The 15,510-nt window shown below is 62.2% G+C and carries 18 protein-coding genes and 1 other RNA gene; 7 read left to right on the top strand and 12 right to left on the bottom strand.

The window, feature by feature from the left end; all coding sequences use genetic code 11:
* Nucleotides 1-16 precede the first annotated feature (16 nt).
* From gcvT to AC4LFW_RS19965, 7 genes are all read right to left on the bottom strand, one after another.
* Nucleotides 17-1,099: a glycine cleavage system aminomethyltransferase GcvT gene (gcvT, locus tag AC4LFW_RS19995; RefSeq protein WP_491821420.1), complete on the bottom strand. Its 1,083-nt coding sequence runs from the start codon at nt 1,097-1,099 to the stop codon at nt 17-19.
* A gap of 150 nt (nt 1,100-1,249) precedes the next feature.
* Nucleotides 1,250-2,866 carry an ABC transporter permease gene (locus AC4LFW_RS19990; protein ID WP_491821418.1) on the bottom strand — a complete coding sequence of 539 codons (1,617 nt, stop codon included), beginning with the start codon at nt 2,864-2,866 and terminating at the stop codon, nt 1,250-1,252.
* A 118-nt stretch (nt 2,867-2,984) separates the two neighbouring features.
* Entirely contained in the window at nt 2,985-3,986 is a 1,002-nt protein-coding gene (locus tag AC4LFW_RS19985) for an extracellular solute-binding protein (protein WP_491821416.1), read from the bottom strand.
* Nucleotides 3,987-4,085: 99 nt separating this feature from the next.
* The gene (locus AC4LFW_RS19980; RefSeq protein ID WP_491821414.1) at nt 4,086-5,306 is read right to left on the bottom strand and encodes a 2-octaprenyl-3-methyl-6-methoxy-1,4-benzoquinol hydroxylase; all 1,221 of its coding nucleotides are present in this window, start codon (nt 5,304-5,306) and stop codon (nt 4,086-4,088) included.
* A gap of 136 nt (nt 5,307-5,442) precedes the next feature.
* Nucleotides 5,443-6,621: a 2-octaprenyl-6-methoxyphenyl hydroxylase gene (ubiH, locus tag AC4LFW_RS19975; protein WP_491821412.1), complete on the bottom strand. Its 1,179-nt coding sequence runs from the start codon at nt 6,619-6,621 to the stop codon at nt 5,443-5,445.
* Between the two features lie 3 nt (nt 6,622-6,624).
* Complete coding sequence (pepP, locus tag AC4LFW_RS19970) at nt 6,625-7,956, bottom strand: Xaa-Pro aminopeptidase (protein WP_491821410.1); 1,332 nt, start codon at nt 7,954-7,956, stop codon at nt 6,625-6,627.
* Nucleotides 7,957-7,969: 13 nt separating this feature from the next.
* A complete protein-coding gene (locus tag AC4LFW_RS19965) occupies nt 7,970-8,524 on the bottom strand; it encodes a YecA/YgfB family protein (protein WP_491821408.1) in 555 nt (184 codons plus the stop codon).
* Nucleotides 8,525-8,647: 123 nt separating this feature from the next.
* Between AC4LFW_RS19965 and AC4LFW_RS19960 the strand changes: the two genes are divergently transcribed.
* The 4 genes from AC4LFW_RS19960 (at nt 8,648) to AC4LFW_RS19945 (ending at nt 9,989) form a co-directional block, all read left to right on the top strand.
* Nucleotides 8,648-8,857 (top strand): TIGR02449 family protein, encoded by a 210-nt coding sequence (locus AC4LFW_RS19960; RefSeq protein WP_491821406.1) that lies wholly within the window; start codon nt 8,648-8,650, stop codon nt 8,855-8,857.
* A complete protein-coding gene (locus AC4LFW_RS19955) occupies nt 8,854-9,168 on the top strand; it encodes a cell division protein ZapA (protein ID WP_491821404.1) in 315 nt (104 codons plus the stop codon). The genes AC4LFW_RS19960 and AC4LFW_RS19955 overlap by 4 nt, the downstream gene beginning before the upstream one ends.
* A 33-nt stretch (nt 9,169-9,201) precedes the next feature.
* Nucleotides 9,202-9,380, top strand: a non-coding RNA gene (gene ssrS / locus AC4LFW_RS19950) — 6S RNA.
* A gap of 6 nt (nt 9,381-9,386) precedes the next feature.
* A complete protein-coding gene (locus tag AC4LFW_RS19945) occupies nt 9,387-9,989 on the top strand; it encodes a 5-formyltetrahydrofolate cyclo-ligase (RefSeq protein ID WP_491821402.1) in 603 nt (200 codons plus the stop codon).
* A 49-nt stretch (nt 9,990-10,038) separates the two neighbouring features.
* On the opposite strand, the gene AC4LFW_RS19940 is transcribed toward AC4LFW_RS19945, so the two are convergent.
* Nucleotides 10,039-10,188, bottom strand: coding sequence for a hypothetical protein (locus AC4LFW_RS19940; RefSeq protein WP_491821400.1), 150 nt, complete (start codon nt 10,186-10,188; stop codon nt 10,039-10,041).
* A gap of 194 nt (nt 10,189-10,382) precedes the next feature.
* Here AC4LFW_RS19940 and AC4LFW_RS19935 point away from each other — a divergent pair, with 194 nt between their 5' ends.
* Complete coding sequence (locus tag AC4LFW_RS19935) at nt 10,383-10,832, top strand: EVE domain-containing protein (protein ID WP_491821398.1); 450 nt, start codon at nt 10,383-10,385, stop codon at nt 10,830-10,832.
* Nucleotides 10,833-10,862: 30 nt separating this feature from the next.
* Here the strand turns inward: AC4LFW_RS19935 and AC4LFW_RS19930 are convergent, their stop codons facing one another.
* Nucleotides 10,863-11,270, bottom strand: a complete 408-nt coding sequence (locus AC4LFW_RS19930; RefSeq protein ID WP_491821397.1) for a flagellar basal body-associated protein FliL — start codon at nt 11,268-11,270, stop codon at nt 10,863-10,865.
* A 182-nt stretch (nt 11,271-11,452) separates the two neighbouring features.
* On the opposite strand from AC4LFW_RS19930, the gene AC4LFW_RS19925 reads away from it, so the two are divergent.
* Entirely contained in the window at nt 11,453-12,430 is a 978-nt protein-coding gene (locus AC4LFW_RS19925; protein ID WP_491821395.1) for an NADPH:quinone oxidoreductase family protein, read from the top strand.
* A gap of 70 nt (nt 12,431-12,500) precedes the next feature.
* Here AC4LFW_RS19925 and secB read toward each other — a convergent pair whose 3' ends face one another.
* From secB to AC4LFW_RS19910, 3 genes are all read right to left on the bottom strand, one after another.
* A complete protein-coding gene (gene secB, locus AC4LFW_RS19920) occupies nt 12,501-12,995 on the bottom strand; it encodes a protein-export chaperone SecB (RefSeq protein ID WP_491821393.1) in 495 nt (164 codons plus the stop codon).
* Nucleotides 12,996-13,075: 80 nt separating this feature from the next.
* The gene (gene grxC, locus AC4LFW_RS19915) at nt 13,076-13,330 is read right to left on the bottom strand and encodes a glutaredoxin 3 (RefSeq protein WP_491821391.1); all 255 of its coding nucleotides are present in this window, start codon (nt 13,328-13,330) and stop codon (nt 13,076-13,078) included.
* 2 nt (nt 13,331-13,332) lie between these two features.
* The gene (locus AC4LFW_RS19910; protein ID WP_491821389.1) at nt 13,333-13,746 is read right to left on the bottom strand and encodes a rhodanese-like domain-containing protein; all 414 of its coding nucleotides are present in this window, start codon (nt 13,744-13,746) and stop codon (nt 13,333-13,335) included.
* Nucleotides 13,747-13,889: 143 nt separating this feature from the next.
* On the opposite strand from AC4LFW_RS19910, the gene gpmI reads away from it, so the two are divergent.
* The gene (gpmI, locus tag AC4LFW_RS19905) at nt 13,890-15,425 is read left to right on the top strand and encodes a 2,3-bisphosphoglycerate-independent phosphoglycerate mutase (protein WP_491821387.1); all 1,536 of its coding nucleotides are present in this window, start codon (nt 13,890-13,892) and stop codon (nt 15,423-15,425) included.
* Nucleotides 15,426-15,510: the final 85 nt, after the last annotated feature.

Here is a 15,510-nt window from a genome sequence, read left to right as displayed (position 1 = left end):
AAGCGCTGGGCCGAATTTATACCAGTACCTTGCCGTGACGCACGAATGTCGGTTTCACCACACGCACGGGATACCACTTGCCGCGAATCTCCACTTCCGCCCGGTCGCCGGTCCCTGCGGGGACGCGCGCCAGGGCAATGGACTTTCCAAGGGTAGGCGAAAAACTGCCGCTGGTGATTTCACCTTCGCCCGCACCGTTTACCCTCACCACCTGGTGGGCACGCAACACGCCACGCTCCTCCAGCACAAGTCCGACAAGCTTCTGTCGATCGGCCAGGGCGCGTTCCGCCTCCAGCGCGGCGCGGCCGATGAAGTCGCGCTCACATGGTTCCCAGGCTACGGTCCAGCCCATGTTGGCCTGCAACGGGGAGACCTCTTCGGTCATGTCCTGGCCGTAGAGGTTGAGCCCGGCTTCGAGGCGCAGGGTGTCGCGCGCACCCAGCCCGATCGGCGCGATACCCGCACCCACCAGCTCACTGAGAAAGTCCGGTGCCTGCTCGGCCGGCAGAATGATTTCCAGGCCATCTTCACCGGTGTAGCCGGTGCGACCAATGAACCAGTCACCGGCCGCCTGACCATTGAATGGCTTGAGCTCCTGAATCAGCGCAGCGCGCGGCTGGCTGACCAGCTCAGCCGTCCTGGATCGCGCATTAGGCCCCTGGATTGCCAGCATCGCCAGCTCAGGCCGCTCGGTCACCTCGACGGCGAAGCCTTCAGCGTGCGCACGCATCCAGGCCAGGTCCTTGTCGCGCGTGCTTGCATTGACAACCAGGCGATAGCCCAGGTCGGTCAGATAGACGATAAGGTCATCGACGACCCCGCCGCGCTCGTTGAGCATGGCGCTATACAAGGCTTTGCCGACCTGGCCCAGACGGCCGACGTCATTGGCCAGCAGCCTTTGCAGATAGAGCTTGGCATCGTTACCCGCCACGTCGACGACGGTCATGTGGGAGACGTCGAACACTCCACAGTCACGCCGCACCTGATGATGCTCCTCGACCTGGGAGCCGTAGTGCAACGGCATGTCCCAGCCGCCGAAATCGACCATCTTGGCGCCAAGTGCGAGGTGCTGATCATAGAGGGGAGTACGCTGACCCATGGATGTCTCCTTCCGGGCAGGTCGCCGAAGCGGCGGTAGAACAGCTTGTTAGAGCCGGGCAGCGGGGCCCGACGTATTTTGAGTGGCGCGCATTGTAGCCCCAAGGGCGAAACAGGTCACGGTGAGGCGATGGCTGTTTTGCTCATACCTTCAGCCAACCCGACGCGCCGAGCGCCGGATCAGCAGGATCACCGGCAGCAGGCCGACCAGCACCAGGGTCAGCGCAGGCAGGGCCGCCCGCGCCCATTCCCCCTCGCTGGTCATCTCGAAGATACGCACTGACAGCGTGTCCCAGCCAAACGGCCGCAACAGCAGCGTGGCCGGCATCTCCTTGAGCACATCGACGAACACCAGCAACGCGGCGCTCAGTGTGCCCGGCAGCAGCAGCGGCAGGTACACCCGGAAAAACAGGGCGGCTCCGCCGACACCAAGACTCCGTGAGGCCTGGGGCAGAGAGGGCCGAATCCGCGCCAATGCGCTTTCCAGCGGCCCGAACGCGACCGCCATGAAGCGAATCAGATAGGCCAGCAGCAAGGCGCCAAGGCTGCCCAGCAAAACCGGCTTGCCTGCTCCACCCAGCCAACCGGAAAGCGGAATGACCAGCTCGCGGTCCAGGTAGCTGAAGGCAAGCATGATCGACACGGCAAGCACGGATCCAGGCAAGGCGTAACCCAGGTTGGCCAGCCCCACCGCCGCCCGGACCGGGCGTACCGGCGCCTGGCGCCGGGCGAACGCCAGCATTAGCGCCACCGCAACGGTGATGGCGGCGGCCAGCCCGCCCAGATACAGCGTATGCACGATCAACCCGGCATAGCGATCGTCAAGGTCGAAGCGACCACGCTGCCAGAGCCAGACCAGCAATTGCAGGACCGGGACGACGAAAGCGCAGAGAAACACCAGTCCACACCAGGCACAGGCGGCAAACGCCTTGAAACCGCGCAGGCGATACAGCGCAGCCGACCTGGCTCGGTCGTTGGCCGGCCGCGCCGCACCGCGCGCGCGGCGTTCGCCATAGAGCACCAGCACGACCGCGAGCAGGAGCAGGCTGGCCAGCTGAGTGGCTGTGGTCAGGCTGAAGAAGCCATACCAGGTCTTGTAGATGGCCGTGGTAAAGGTATCGAAATTGAACACTGCGACGGCGCCGAAGTCGGCCAGCGTCTCCATCATCGCCAAGGCCAGCCCGGCCCCGATGGCCGGTCTCGCCATTGGCAGGGCCACGCTCCAGAACGCCTTCCAGGGCGACTGCCCCAACACGCGGGCCGCCTCCATCAAACCCTTGCCCTGGGCAATGAAAGCCGAGCGCGCCAGGAGATAGACATAGGGGTAGAACACCAGCACCAGCACGGCAATTACGCCGCCTGTGGAGCGGACCCTGGGAAATCGTATGCCGCTGCCGAACCATTCTCGCGCAAGGGTCTGTACCGGGCCGGAAAAGTCCAGCAGGCCGATGAAGACAAAGGCCAGGACGTAGGCGGGAATGGCGAACGGCAGCATCAGGGCCCAGTCCAGCCAGCGGCGGCCGGGAAACTCGCACAGGGAGGTCAGCCAGGCGAGGCTGACACCCAGCAGCACCACCCCTATCCCGACGCCAATGATCAGCGTCAGGGTATTGGCCAGCAACCGTGGCATCTGGGTCTCCCAGAGATGGGACCAGATGCTGGTGTCGATATCGCTCCAGCTGAACAGCAGCACGCTCAACGGCAGCAAGACCAGGCCGGCGATCAGAAAAGTGATGGGGTACCAGCGGCGCTCGACAGGGTGGGACACGCATGCCTCGAAAGCAGAAAAGACGACGCCCCCAGCAAGCCGGGGGCGTCGAGTATAACGGTACAGCAGGCTGCAAGCGTCGGGCTTGTGCCAGAAGCCTATGACTTGCTGCCGAGCCTCAGTTCCAGCCAGCGCGATCCATCAGCCTGATGGCCTCGGCCTGTCGCTTGCCGGCCACTTCCACCGGAATGGTGTCAGCCTTGAACTCGCCCCAGGCTGCGACCTCAGGCGAAGGCTTCACATCAGGATTGGCCGGGAATTCCATGTTGACGTCGGCAAAGATGCTCTGTGCCTCAGGGGTGGTCATCCACTCGACCAGCTTGCGTGCGGCCTCGGGATGCGGCGCATGCCGGGTCAGGCCGATACCCGACAGGTTGACGTGAACGCCACGCCCCTCCTGATTCGGCCAGAACAGTTTGGCTTTCAGATCCGGATTCTGCGCATGCAGGCGGCCGAAGTAGTAGGTGTTGACGATACCTGCATCGCACAGACCGGCGTCTACGGCCTGAATCAGGGCCGTGTCGTCAGCGAAGACATCAGTGGCAAGGTTGTCGACCCAGCCTTTGATGATCTCTTCGGTTTTTTCCGCGCCATGGGTTTCGATAAGGGTAGCGGTAAGCGACTGGTTGTAGACCTTCTTGCTGGTACGCAGGCAAAGCCGCCCTTCCCAGTTCTCGTCGGCCAGAGCTTCGTAGGTGCTCAGCTCGTCTTGCTGCACACGCTCGGTCGAGTAGACGATGGTTCGTGCCCGCAGCGACAGGCCTGTCCAGGCGTCGGCGGAAGAGCGGTACTGTGCGGGAATGTTGTCTTTCACAACCTGGGAGTTCAGCGGCTGGAGGATACCCATCTGCTCGGCCTGCCAGAGGTTGCCGCCATCGACCGTCAGAAACAGGTCCGCTGGCGTGTTTTCGCCCTCTGCCTTGATGCGCGCCATCAGCGGCGCTTCCTTGTCGGTGATGAACTTGATGCCGACGCCGGTCTTGGCGGTGTAGGCGTCAAACACCGGCTTGATCAGTTCATCGATCCGCGAGGAATAGACCACCACTTCGTCGGCAGCCTGCACGACGCCCGATAGCGTGGTCAGGGCCAGGGCGGCGAGTAAACCTTTGCTTGCCTGCATGGATCAGCCTCTTGTAGATGAGCGAAAGGGTTCAAATAGTAGTGAATCCTATTTGCTTTCTCAATGCGGCATGTGGTGCAAGGCATTACAAGTGTCGACCTATATACGAGCCAGCTCGGGCAGATCGCCAGTCAGCCCAAGTGCCTGCCGGACGAACAATGCTTTGGCTTCAGGCAGTGCCTGGACGCCCCGGAGACCAGCGTTGCGCAGCCAGCGCAGCGGCAGGTGGTCGGCCTGGAACAACCGCTCGAAGCCTTCCATGGCCGCCATCATGGCGAGGTTGCGCGGCATCCGCCGCCGCTCGTAACGAGCCAGGACGCGCTGATCACGGAGCTCGGCGCCGCGAGCGTGCGCTGCAAGCAGCACTTCAGCCAGAACCGCCACATCCAGCAAGCCGAGGTTGACCCCCTGCCCAGCCAGCGGATGGATGGTATGGGCCGCATCGCCAACCAGGGCGAGCCCGGGCTGCACATAGCGTTTGGCATGGCGCTGGCGCAAGGGAATGCACAGGCGTGGGTCAGCTTGCAGCACCTCGCCCAGGCGATACTCGAAGGCGCGCCCAAGTGACCGGCAGAACGCCACATCGCCGAGACCCATCAGACGCTGGGCCTCGCTCTCGGTGACCGACCAGACAATCGAACACCAGTGCTCGTCACCGGCACGCTGCAACGGCAGGAACGCAAGCGGGCCATCGTCCGTGAACCGCTGCCAGGCCGTGCGCTGATGCGTCTCGGCGCAACGCACGCTGGTCACGATGGCGTGATGCAGATAATCCCACTCGCGGGTTTCGCAGCCGGCCAGACGGCGTACGACCGAATTGGCACCATCGGCCGCGACCAGCAGCGGCGTGCTGAGCTGCCGCCCGTCTGCCAGCGTCAGCTGCCAACAGGCGCCGTCCCGATGCACCTGTTCCAGACGGGAATTGGCGATCAGCTCGACTGAACCGCTGGCCTGCAGAGTCTCGAGCAGGGCGTCCTGAACGACACGATTCTCGACGATGTGGCCGAGCACATCGGCATGCACCGATGCCGCCGAAAAATGAATCTGCCCGGTGCCGGAGCCATCCCACACATGCATGTCGGTATAGGGACTGGCACGCCGCTCGACGATGCCCGACCAGGCGCCGACCCGCTGGAGGATGCGCTGGCTGGCCGCCGATAGCGCACTGACTCGAGGCTCGAACGCATCTTCGGTGGAGAATGGCTGCGCGTGCAGCGGGCCGGCGTCGATCAGCTTGATCTTCAACCCCGACGCCTGCAGTGCCAGGGCCAGCGTGCTTCCAACCATCCCGGCACCAACGATGATGAGGTCTGCTTGCATCATTTCTCTCCTGAGGGGCGAGCCGACGGCCTGCGGCGTACGTAGAGGGTCTTGCAAAGCCGGGCGATGAGCATGCCCTGCGCATCACACAGCTCGGCGTGCAGCTTGGGCAGGTATTTGCTTTGCACGCGTGAACTCACAGTTCGCGCACACCCAACCCCATGGCCTGGCGCGCAAACCAGCCCTTGGCCGGTGGCAGCAGGTCCAGCGCCACCAATCCGATGTTGCGACCGGCAATGGCCAACCGCCCCGAGTCGCCGAACAACTGCGTCAGCTGATCGGAAAAGCCGACGGTCAATCGTTGATCCGCACGCTGGCGATTGTGGTAGCCCTGCAGCACGGCCAGATCACCGAGTGGCGCAGAGCTGGCCAGCAAGACTGCAGCAAGCGCATCGGTGTCACGCAGCGAAAGGTTGTAGCCCTGACCGGCAATCGGATGCAGGCTGTGTGCCGCGTTGCCGAGCACGACCAGCCCCGAGCGCACCTGCTCCTCGGCCTCGATCAGCATCAGGGGGTAAAGGTGACGTACACCAACCTGCCGGAACCCGCCCAGACGGAAGCCAAACGCCTGCTGCAACTCCTCGATGAAATGCTGGCCACTCAACGCAGCCAGCCGCGCCGCGTCCGCCTGCGGACGTGTCCAGACAAGGGCGCAGCGGTTGTCCTGCAACGGCAGCAGCGCCATGGGGCCGTCATCGGTAAATCGTTCGAAGGCCCGACCGCCATGGGCCTTACCAGGCGTCACGTTGGCAATCAATGCAGACTGCCCGTAGGGAGAGCGGCGAATATCGATGCCCAGCCCCTCGCGCAGGGCCGACCGCCCGCCGTCCGCCAATACCGCCAGTTCGCAATCGAGCTGGGCACCACCGGCCAGTGTCAGCTGATAACCGCCCGCCACGGGCTGCATGCATTCGACCTCAGCAGGGCAGTGCCGCACCACCACGTCGTCATCCAGCGCCTGCCAGAGGCAATGGCCAATCCACGCATTCTCCACAACATAACCAAGGGCCGGCACCCGCTCACCGCGGGCGCTCATGCGTGCGGCACCAGGGCGACCGCGGTCCGACACATGGATATCGGCGATCGGCTCGGCACGTTTGGCGATCTGCTCCCAGACCCCGAGGCGCTGATAGATCAGGCGGGTGCCGTGGGACAACGCGGTGGAGCGTGCATCGTAGCTGGGCTGATAGTGGTGCCCGGGCTCGAACGGCTCGATCAACAGGATCGTCCAACCTCGTGCCTTGGCCCCCTTCTGCAAGGCCAGCGCCAGGCTCGCCCCGACCAGGCCGCCACCGATGATGGCCAGCGTCGCCATGCTTCAGGCCACCTCGCGACTGGCAGCCATCAGGGCTTCGATCTCATCGGCGGCCTTGGGCACGCCGCCGGTCAGGATCTCGCAGCCAGTCCTGGTCACCACTACGTCATCCTCGATGCGCACGCCGATCCCACGCCACTTCTTCGCCACCTCGGCATTGTCGGCAGCGATGTAGATGCCAGGCTCCACGGTCATCGCCATGCCCGGCTCGAGCACTCGCCATTCGCCGCCGACCTTGTAGTCGCCAACATCATGAACATCCATGCCCAGCCAGTGGCCGGCCCGGTGCATATAGAAGGGCTTGTAGGCTTCGGCGGCAATCAGCTCGTCGACCTCGCCCTTGAGCAAGCCTAGATTTACCAGGCCTGCGGTGATGACGCGCACCGTTGCCTCATGCGCCTCGTTCCAGTGCCGGCCTGGAGCAATGTGCTTGAAGGCCTCTTCATTGGCGGCCAGTACCAGCTCGTAGATAGCCCTCTGCTCCGCTGAGAAGCGCCCGCTGACCGGGAAGGTGCGCGTGATATCGCTGGCATAGCAATCGATTTCGCAACCGGCGTCGATCAGTACCAGGTCGCCGTCCTTGAGCGGTGCATCGTTTTCGCGGTAATGCAGGATGCAGGCATTCTTGCCCGCCGCGACGATGGAGCCGTAAGCCGGCATCTTCGCCCCGCCCTTGCGGAACTCGTAATCGAGCTCGGCTTCGAGGTGGTACTCATACAGCCCAGCGCGGCTGGCCTGCATGGCTCGGATATGCGCACGCGCCGAAATCTCCGCCGCATGCCTCATGACCTTCACTTCATTTGCTGACTTGTACAGCCGCAGGTCATGCAGTAGATGATCGAGGGCCACGAACTCGTTTGGTGGCTGGGCACCCTGGCGGGCCTTGGAGCGGATCGTATTGATCCATTCCATCAGGCGATGATCGAACTCCTGGTTGCTGCCGATGGCGTAGTACACGCGCGACCGCCCTTCGATCAGCCCCGGCAGGATGTCATCGATGTCACCGATCGGAAACGCATCATCCGCACCGTACTCGCTCACGGCGCCATCCTGCCCGGCACGCAAGCCGTCCCACAGCTCGCGCGCCGGGTCGCGCTCACGGCAGAACAGGACGTACTCGCCATGCTCGCGTCCCGGGATCAGCGCAATCACGGCCTCCGGCTCGGGAAAACCGGACAGGTACTGAAAATCGCTGTCCTGGCGGTAGATGTGCTCCACGTCCCGATTGCGGATGTACATCGGCGCCGCCGGCAGGATCGCAATGCTGTTGGGCTCCATCTCCGCCATCAGCGCCTTGCGACGACGAGCGTATTCCGTTCTGGGGATGCGGGTCATGGGCAGGCGGTCCTCAATGCAGGGAAGGCTTGGCGGTCGGCGGCAGCGGCTTGGCACATTCGCTGAAGAGCAGCAGTGGCGCCACGCGCAGGTATTCCATGACCTCCATGTAGTCGGTTTCGCCGTCCTCGGATTCTTCCAGCGAATCCTGCACCTGGGCGATGGCCGCCATGTCCTGCAGCACTTCCATGGCCTCGGCGCTTAACGCTCGATCCCCGGCGACCAGACCGAAGCCCGTGAGAAAGCTTTGACACCATTGGCCCAAGGCCAGGGCGCGCTCGGTCAGCGACGCCTCATCGGAAGGCAGCAACAGGACGATGGCGATGTCATCGCCACCGAGCTCGCCCTTGACCATTTCCTGAAGGCCTACGAGTGCCTGGCGGACCGGAGCTTCGGGCTCGCCGCCAAGCACCTCGGCTGCATCGGCAATCCAGGCTTCGACCTCGAAACCGGCTCCGGCGCAGCTGCGTCCGAGCAGCAGGCCGTGCAGTTCGGCTGGGGTGACGGGTTGGGCGCTGCTGGCCAGTAACGTGGCAAAAGCCGCATAAGGAGAGTTCTGAGTGGGCATTGGCTGCTAGGCGCACAGTGGCGCTAATGTCTAGAATGAAGGCCTCGTATCCTAGCATCGGCGTACGAGCCAAGACCATCGAAGCCGGCCCACCCAAGCCACTCGCCATCTATCAGGAAGCCAATGGAAGACGCCGATCTGCAATTGCTGACCAGCAAGCTAGAACTGTTGATACAGCGCATCGAGCAGCTCAAGGCCCAGAATCGCCTGCTATTGCATGGCGAGCAGGCATGGCGCGAAGAACGCGCTCATCTGATCGAGAAGAACGAAATGGCACGCGTGAAGGTCGAAGCGATGATTTCGCGCCTGAAAGCCCTGGAGCAGGACTCATGACCCAGCCGAACACCGTTACCGTGCATATCATGGACAAGGAATATTGCATTTCCTGCCCGCCCGAGGAGCGCCGCAACCTGGAAGGCGCCGCGAATTATCTGGACCGCAAGATGCGGGAGATCCGCAGCAGCGGAAAGGTCATCGGAGCCGATCGCGTCGCCGTGATGGCGGCGCTCAACATCACCCATGAACTGCTGCACAAGCATGACCGCCTGGATGCCGAGGCCAACAGCGCCCGCGAGCACGTACGGACTCTGCTCGAGCGGGTCGACAGCGCGCTCGCCGCCGATCCAAACCCGACTGGCAACTGATGAACGGTAAGCAGATTGCGTTATAATCCCGCCCACTCCCTGGCATGTTCGCCAGTCGGCGATGACCCTCTCCCGATAAGCAACACCATGGAGGCTACACGTAGTGCCGGTGTGCATGTCCGCCTGACGGAAAGCCTTAAGGTACTCTGTAGTCGCCACCTTGAACTCTCGGGTTCAAGGGCCTACGCGGGCAGCGGCATGCTGGGGAGCCTCATTTCATGCTCGTAGCCGAAGGCCTCTCACGCCCGGCGCTACGGCGCCAGCTTCGTCAGGCACGTCGCCTGCTCTCTCCCTCACAGCAACGGCTGGCGGCCCGAAAGCTCTATCGCCAGCTTTCTCAGCACCCGGTATTTCGCCGGGCAAAAGACATCGCCCTTTACTTGCCCAACGATGGCGAAATAGATCCGCGCCCGCTACTGCTGGCTGCGCAACGCCGCGGCAAGCGTACCTATCTGCCGGTTCTGAAGGCATGGCCAAGGACACGCATGGTATTCCAGCGGCTCATGCCGAACGAATCACTGAGGCCCAACCGCTTTGGCATCGCCGAGCCGGTCTACCGGCCGTCACGGCAGCGAAAGGTCTGGACGCTGGATCTGGTGTTGATGCCGCTGGTGGGCTTTGACGAGAGCGGCGGGCGCCTGGGAATGGGCGGCGGCTTCTATGATCGCAGCCTGGCGTACCGCAGCAGGCGCAAAAATGGTCACAAACCGACACTTCTAGGGCTGGCCCATGAGTGCCAGAAGGTCGACAAGCTTCCCCTGGAACGCTGGGATGTAAGCTTGCACGCCACGGTGACGGATCTGCGATGGTATGAGAATTGAGGCGGGAGGACGCGGAAGTGACGCTGCCGCTTCCATGCGGCACACTCGATCAGCGCTGAAGCTGCTGAGAGTGACTGATCGGGACCATCGAGGACGGATCCCCTGACTGCTCCCAGAGGCCCTGTGTGTAGCCGGTGGTGACTACGCCGAGACCAAAGACCAACACCAATATCCAAAGAATATCTGGCTTACGTTTCATGATGTTTCGCCTCCCCCTGCCAGGCGAATGATTTACTTCGAGCCAGTATCGTTTTCGTTTTTCAGACTCGACAATGCCAACCTCAAGCGCGGCATTCTCCGCTATGACTCGGCCCTCCGCAAACTGGCGTTGCGACCGGTTGTCGGGGAATTTCGCTTGAGAACCCTCCAAGCAAATCAAGACGAGCAAACACCATGCCGTACTGGCTGATGAAGTCCGAACCCGATGAGTTTTCGATTCAGAACCTACAGGATCTGGGCCATGGTCGTTGGGACGGGGTGCGCAATTATCAGGCGCGCAATTTCCTGCGGGCCATGGTCGAGGGCGACTTGTTTTTCTTTTACCACTCCAGTTGCGCGACGCCGGGCATCGCCGGCATCGGCAGGATCACGCGCAGCGCCTACCCGGACCCGACCGCGCTTGATCCAACGAGTCCGTATTACGATGCAAAGGCAGACGAAGCGAGCAATCCATGGAGCGCGGTCGAAGTCGGTTTTGTCGAGCGCTTTGAAGCGACGCTGACCCTCGCGCAACTGAGGGCCCAGCCAGCCCTGGGGCAGATGTCACTGGTGAAAAAAGGCAGTCGGCTGTCGGTCATGCCGGTCACCGAGGTGGAGTGGCAGGCCGTTCTCGCCCTGCGCTGAAACAGCCCGGGCCACCGATGCCGCCTCAGGTCATTGAATGATCAGGTTATTGAACAGCAGATCATCGACCAGCGGCTTGCCTTCCTCCTGGACCAGCACCGCCTGTACCTGCTTGAGCGCTTCCTGACGCAACGCTTCCTTGGCCTCGACAGAGCCGAGACTCGCATCGGTCTGCTGGGAGAACAGCATGACCAACTGATTGCGAATCAGCGGCTCATGATGCTTGACCTTGGCTTCTGCCTCGCTGCCGGTCACGCGTAGCGCCACATCGGCCTTGTAGTATTTGAGTTTGCCGTCGGACCCGTAGTTGCCTACCAGAGCCGGCACCAGGCCGTAATAGATGGTCTTGGTGGCGGCCTCCTCTGCGGGCGCAGGGGAATTGGCGAGGGCAGGGAGGGCCAGGCCAAGGGCCAGGCAGAAAAAAAGGATGCGCTTCACGGGACTGCTCCGAGGATTTCAGACGCCAGCATACCCAGAGCCAGGAGCAGACCCAAGCCCGACCTTATGTGCTGTCATCAGAGCCGACCATGCTCGTTGCGCCAGCAGGGCAGCCTTCTAGACTGAACGACAAACCGGGCGAGAGCCCGACTCCTTCCGGTCACGAAAACAAAGGAATCTCGATGAAAGCTGTTCTGTGCAAAGAGTTCGGCCCAGCCGAACGACTCGTCGTCGAAGAATGCGAAAGCCCGCAAATCAAGAAGGGCGAGGTGCTGCTCGATGTACATGCAGCCGGTGTCAACTTCCCGGACACCCTGATCATCGAAGGGAAATATCAATTCAAGCCACCGTTTCCGTTTTCCCCCGGCGGCGAGGCAGCGGGCGTCGTCGCAGCGGTTGGCGAGAAGATTACCCATCTGAAGGTTGGTGATCGGGTCATGGGGCTTACCGGCTGGGGCAGTTTCGCCGAGCAGGTCGCGGTACCAGGGCACAATGTCCTGCCAGTGCCACCCGAAATGGACTTCGATACGGCCGCAGCATTCAGCATGACCTATGGCACCTCGATGCATGCCCTGACGCAACGTGCCCAGCTGCAACCGGGAGAAACGCTGCTGGTGCTGGGCGCCTCAGGCGGCGTCGGTCTTGCAGCTGTCGAAATCGGCAAGGCCATGGGCGCCAAGGTGATCGCCGCTGCCTCGACAGCCGAGAAGCTTGAAGTAGCCAAGCAAGCGGGAGCGGATGAGCTGATCAACTACAGCGAAACCAGTCTCAGGGAGCGACTGAAGGATCTCACCGGCGGCCAGGGTGTTGACGTGATCTACGACCCGGTCGGTGGAAAGCTCTTCGAAGAAGCGTTTCGCAGCATCGCCTGGAATGGCAGGATGCTGGTCGTTGGTTTTGCGGCGGGAGACATCCCTTCCCTCCCGGCTAACCTTCCGTTGCTAAAAGGCGCCTCGCTTGTAGGTGTGTTCTGGGGCGCCTTTGCCCAACGCCAGCCCCACGACAACGCTGCCAACTTCAAACAGCTGTTCGCCTGGTACGCAGAGGGCAAATTGAAACCGCTGGTCTCGCAGACTTTCGCACTCGAGCAGGCGGCCCAGGCGATCGCCACCCTGGGGCAGCGCAAGGCGGTGGGAAAATTGGTCGTAAAGGTACGCTAGCGCAAAGCTCGAGGTGGACGTCATCTACTGGCATCCACCTCGAGCTTTGCTCAGGAGAAACGGGACACTGTCAGTGCGCAGTGGCCGGCGCGGCGCCATTCTGCTGCATGCGCGCCATCTCCTGCGCATAAAGCGCATCGAAATTCACCGGAGCCAGCATCAGCGCAGGGAAAGAGCCACGGGTCACCAGGCTGTCCAGCGCCTCGCGGGCATACGGGAAAAGGATGTTCGGGCAGAAGGCGCCAAGGGTGTGGCTCATGGCCTGCGCTTCGAGGCCCTTGATCAGAAAGATCCCGGCCTGCTGGACCTCAGCGATGAAAGCGACTTCTTCACCGGTCTTTACCGTCACCGACAGCGTGAGAACAACCTCGTGGAAATCACCTTCGAGGGATTTTTGCTTGGTGTTCAGGTCCAGCGCAACGCTGGGATTCCATTCCTGGCGGAAGATCTCCGGGCTCTTCGGCGCTTCGAAAGAAAGGTCGCGGACGTAGATCCGCTGCAGGGAAAACTGTGCGCCCTGCTCTTCCTGACCCGCGGCGGCGCCGTTGTTTGCTTGTTCAGTCATGTAAAGCCTTCCTGTGCATATCGTGTTTGTGTCGTCCCGTCCGCCAGTTCAGCTGACCGCGTCCGGGCGCTTCTATCGGATCAGGCCTTCAGCATCGCATCCAGTCGACCCGCCCGTTCCAGCGCGTGCAGCTCGTCGCAACCGCCGACATGTTCGTCACCGATCCATATCTGCGGCACCGAGGTTCGCCCGGCCTTGGCGGCCATCTCTGAACGCAACGCAGGCTTTCCGTCGACCGGAATCTCCTCGTACTTGACGCCTTTACGATCGAGCAGGCTCTTGGCGCGGATACAGAACGGGCACCAGGCGGTGGTATAGATGACGACGTTGGGCATAGTTATTTGACCACTGGCAGATTCTCGCCGCGCCAGCTGGAAATCCCTCCGGCTAGCTTGGCGGCAGTGAAGCCCGCCTTTTGCAACTCACGGCAGGCCGTTCCGGCGTGCTGGCCCATGGCATCGACCACAACGATGGTCTTGCCCTTGTGCTTTTCCAGCTCGCCCAGTCGGCTGACCAGCTTCTCGTAGGGAATGTTCAATGAGTCGACGATGTGACCGGCGTCGAACTCCTTCTTCGCGCGCACGTCCAACACCACGCCTTCGTCGCGGTTGACCAGTCCGGTCAGTTCGCGATTGCTCAGGCTCTTTCCGCCCTTGCGCGCCTCGGTAACGGCGAGAAGAACCAGCAGCAGCAGAAAGATGCTGACCAGAACATAGTGGTTAGAGACAAATTCAATCAGGTTAGCGACCATCAAAAGGGTACCCGGGGGATAAACTGCGGGCCAGTATACACAGCCCCCCCACCAGGCTGAACCCTGCGAATCGTGACGCCCAACGGGCCAACAATTAGACTGGCCGCCTTTTTTTCGCGACCCTTGTGCAAGGAGCCATACACATGCCCGCCGCGCCCAAACCCCTGGTACTGATTATCCTCGACGGCTTCGGACACAGTGAAAGTCCCGAATTCAATGCCATCCATGCTGCCAACAAGCCGGTATACGACCGGTTGCTGGCCAGCCAGCCGCACGGACTGATCTCTGGTAGCGGGATGGATGTGGGTCTGCCGGACGGGCAGATGGGCAATTCCGAAGTCGGCCATATGAATCTGGGTGCCGGCCGGGTGGTGTACCAGGACTTCACGCGGGTCACCAAGTCCATCCGGGACGGCGACTTCTTCGAGAATCCGAATATCTGCGCAGCAGTCGACAAGGCCGTCGCAGCCGGCAAGGCCGTGCATATCCTCGGTTTGCTGTCCGACGGAGGCGTTCACAGCCACCAGGACCACCTGGTGGCCATGGCTGAACTGGCCGTCAGGCGCGGCGCGGAGAAGATCTACCTGCACGCCTTCCTTGATGGCCGCGATACCCCGCCAAAAAGCGCCCAGCATTCCATCGAACTGATGCAGGCCACCTTTACCCGCCTGGGCAAGGGCCGCGTCGCCAGCCTGATCGGCCGCTACTTCGCCATGGACCGCGACAACCGCTGGGACCGAGTCGAGCAGGCCTACAGCCTGATCGTCGATGGCAAGGCTGAGCATCACGCCGACTATGCAGTAGATGGTCTGATCGCCGCTTACGAGCGCGGCGAGAGCGACGAGTTCGTCAAGGCCACCACCGTTGGCGAGCCGGTACGTGTCGAGGACGGCGACGCCGTGGTGTTCATGAACTTCCGCGCCGACCGAGCCCGCGAGCTGACTCGCTGTTTCGTCGAGCCTGGCTTCAGCGAGTTCCAGCGCGCCCGTGTTCCACAGCTGGCTGGCTTCGTGATGCTGACGCAATACGCCGCAAGCATTCCCGCTCCAAGTGCATTTGCCCCCGAAGCGCTGACGAACGTGCTGGGCGAGTACCTGGCCAACAATGGCAAGACCCAGTTGCGCATTGCCGAAACGGAAAAGTACGCCCACGTTACCTTCTTCTTTTCCGGCGGTCGCGAAGAGCCCTTCGAAGGCGAAGAACGAATCCTGATTCCGTCTCCACAGGTAGCGACCTATGACATGCAGCCGGAGATGAGTGCACCCGAAGTAACTGATCGGATCGTGGATGCCATCGAGCACCAGCGCTACGACGTGATCATCGTGAACTACGCCAACGGCGACATGGTCGGTCATACCGGTGTGTTCGATGCTGCGGTCAAGGCCGTGGAATGCCTGGACAAATGCGTCGGCCGTATCGTCGAAGCACTGGACAAGGTTGGCGGCGAAGCACTGATCACGGCCGACCACGGCAATGTCGAGCAGATGGAAGATGTCATGACGGGCCAGGCGCACACCGCGCATACCTGCGAGCCGGTGCCGTTCATCTATGTCGGCAAGCGCGCCCTGAGGATCCGCGAAGGTGGCGTACTCGCCGATGTGGCGCCAACCATGCTGACCCTGCTGGGCATGCCGGTACCGGGGGAGATGACCGGACGCTCGATTGTCGAACTGAGCTGATCGCTGAAGCTGGAAGCTGGAAGCTGGAAGCTGGAAGCTGGAAGCTGGAAGCTGGAAGCCAGGCTGTCGGTCCAAGCTCTGGCCT

This window comes from Stutzerimonas sp. C6.4V (genome assembly GCF_058536345.1).
This window is presented reverse-complemented; position numbering and strand designations above follow the sequence as displayed.

Coding starts and splice junctions, on each gene's coding strand:
- AC4LFW_RS19985 (WP_491821416.1), bottom strand. CDS start 3,986: ATGCAGGCAAGCAAAGGTTTACTCGCCGCCCTGGCCCTGACCACGCTA.
- AC4LFW_RS19910 (WP_491821389.1), bottom strand. CDS start 13,746: ATGGTCGCTAACCTGATTGAATTTGTCTCTAACCACTATGTTCTGGTC.
- AC4LFW_RS19945 (WP_491821402.1), top strand. CDS start 9,387: ATGCTCGTAGCCGAAGGCCTCTCACGCCCGGCGCTACGGCGCCAGCTT.
- AC4LFW_RS19925 (WP_491821395.1), top strand. CDS start 11,453: ATGAAAGCTGTTCTGTGCAAAGAGTTCGGCCCAGCCGAACGACTCGTC.
- AC4LFW_RS19940 (WP_491821400.1), bottom strand. CDS start 10,188: ATGAAACGTAAGCCAGATATTCTTTGGATATTGGTGTTGGTCTTTGGT.
- AC4LFW_RS19935 (WP_491821398.1), top strand. CDS start 10,383: ATGCCGTACTGGCTGATGAAGTCCGAACCCGATGAGTTTTCGATTCAG.
- grxC (WP_491821391.1), bottom strand. CDS start 13,330: ATGCCCAACGTCGTCATCTATACCACCGCCTGGTGCCCGTTCTGTATC.
- ubiH (WP_491821412.1), bottom strand. CDS start 6,621: ATGGCGACGCTGGCCATCATCGGTGGCGGCCTGGTCGGGGCGAGCCTG.
- AC4LFW_RS19965 (WP_491821408.1), bottom strand. CDS start 8,524: ATGCCCACTCAGAACTCTCCTTATGCGGCTTTTGCCACGTTACTGGCC.
- pepP (WP_491821410.1), bottom strand. CDS start 7,956: ATGACCCGCATCCCCAGAACGGAATACGCTCGTCGTCGCAAGGCGCTG.
- AC4LFW_RS19955 (WP_491821404.1), top strand. CDS start 8,854: ATGACCCAGCCGAACACCGTTACCGTGCATATCATGGACAAGGAATAT.
- AC4LFW_RS19960 (WP_491821406.1), top strand. CDS start 8,648: ATGGAAGACGCCGATCTGCAATTGCTGACCAGCAAGCTAGAACTGTTG.
- gpmI (WP_491821387.1), top strand. CDS start 13,890: ATGCCCGCCGCGCCCAAACCCCTGGTACTGATTATCCTCGACGGCTTC.
- secB (WP_491821393.1), bottom strand. CDS start 12,995: ATGACTGAACAAGCAAACAACGGCGCCGCCGCGGGTCAGGAAGAGCAG.
- AC4LFW_RS19980 (WP_491821414.1), bottom strand. CDS start 5,306: ATGCAAGCAGACCTCATCATCGTTGGTGCCGGGATGGTTGGAAGCACG.
- gcvT (WP_491821420.1), bottom strand. CDS start 1,099: ATGGGTCAGCGTACTCCCCTCTATGATCAGCACCTCGCACTTGGCGCC.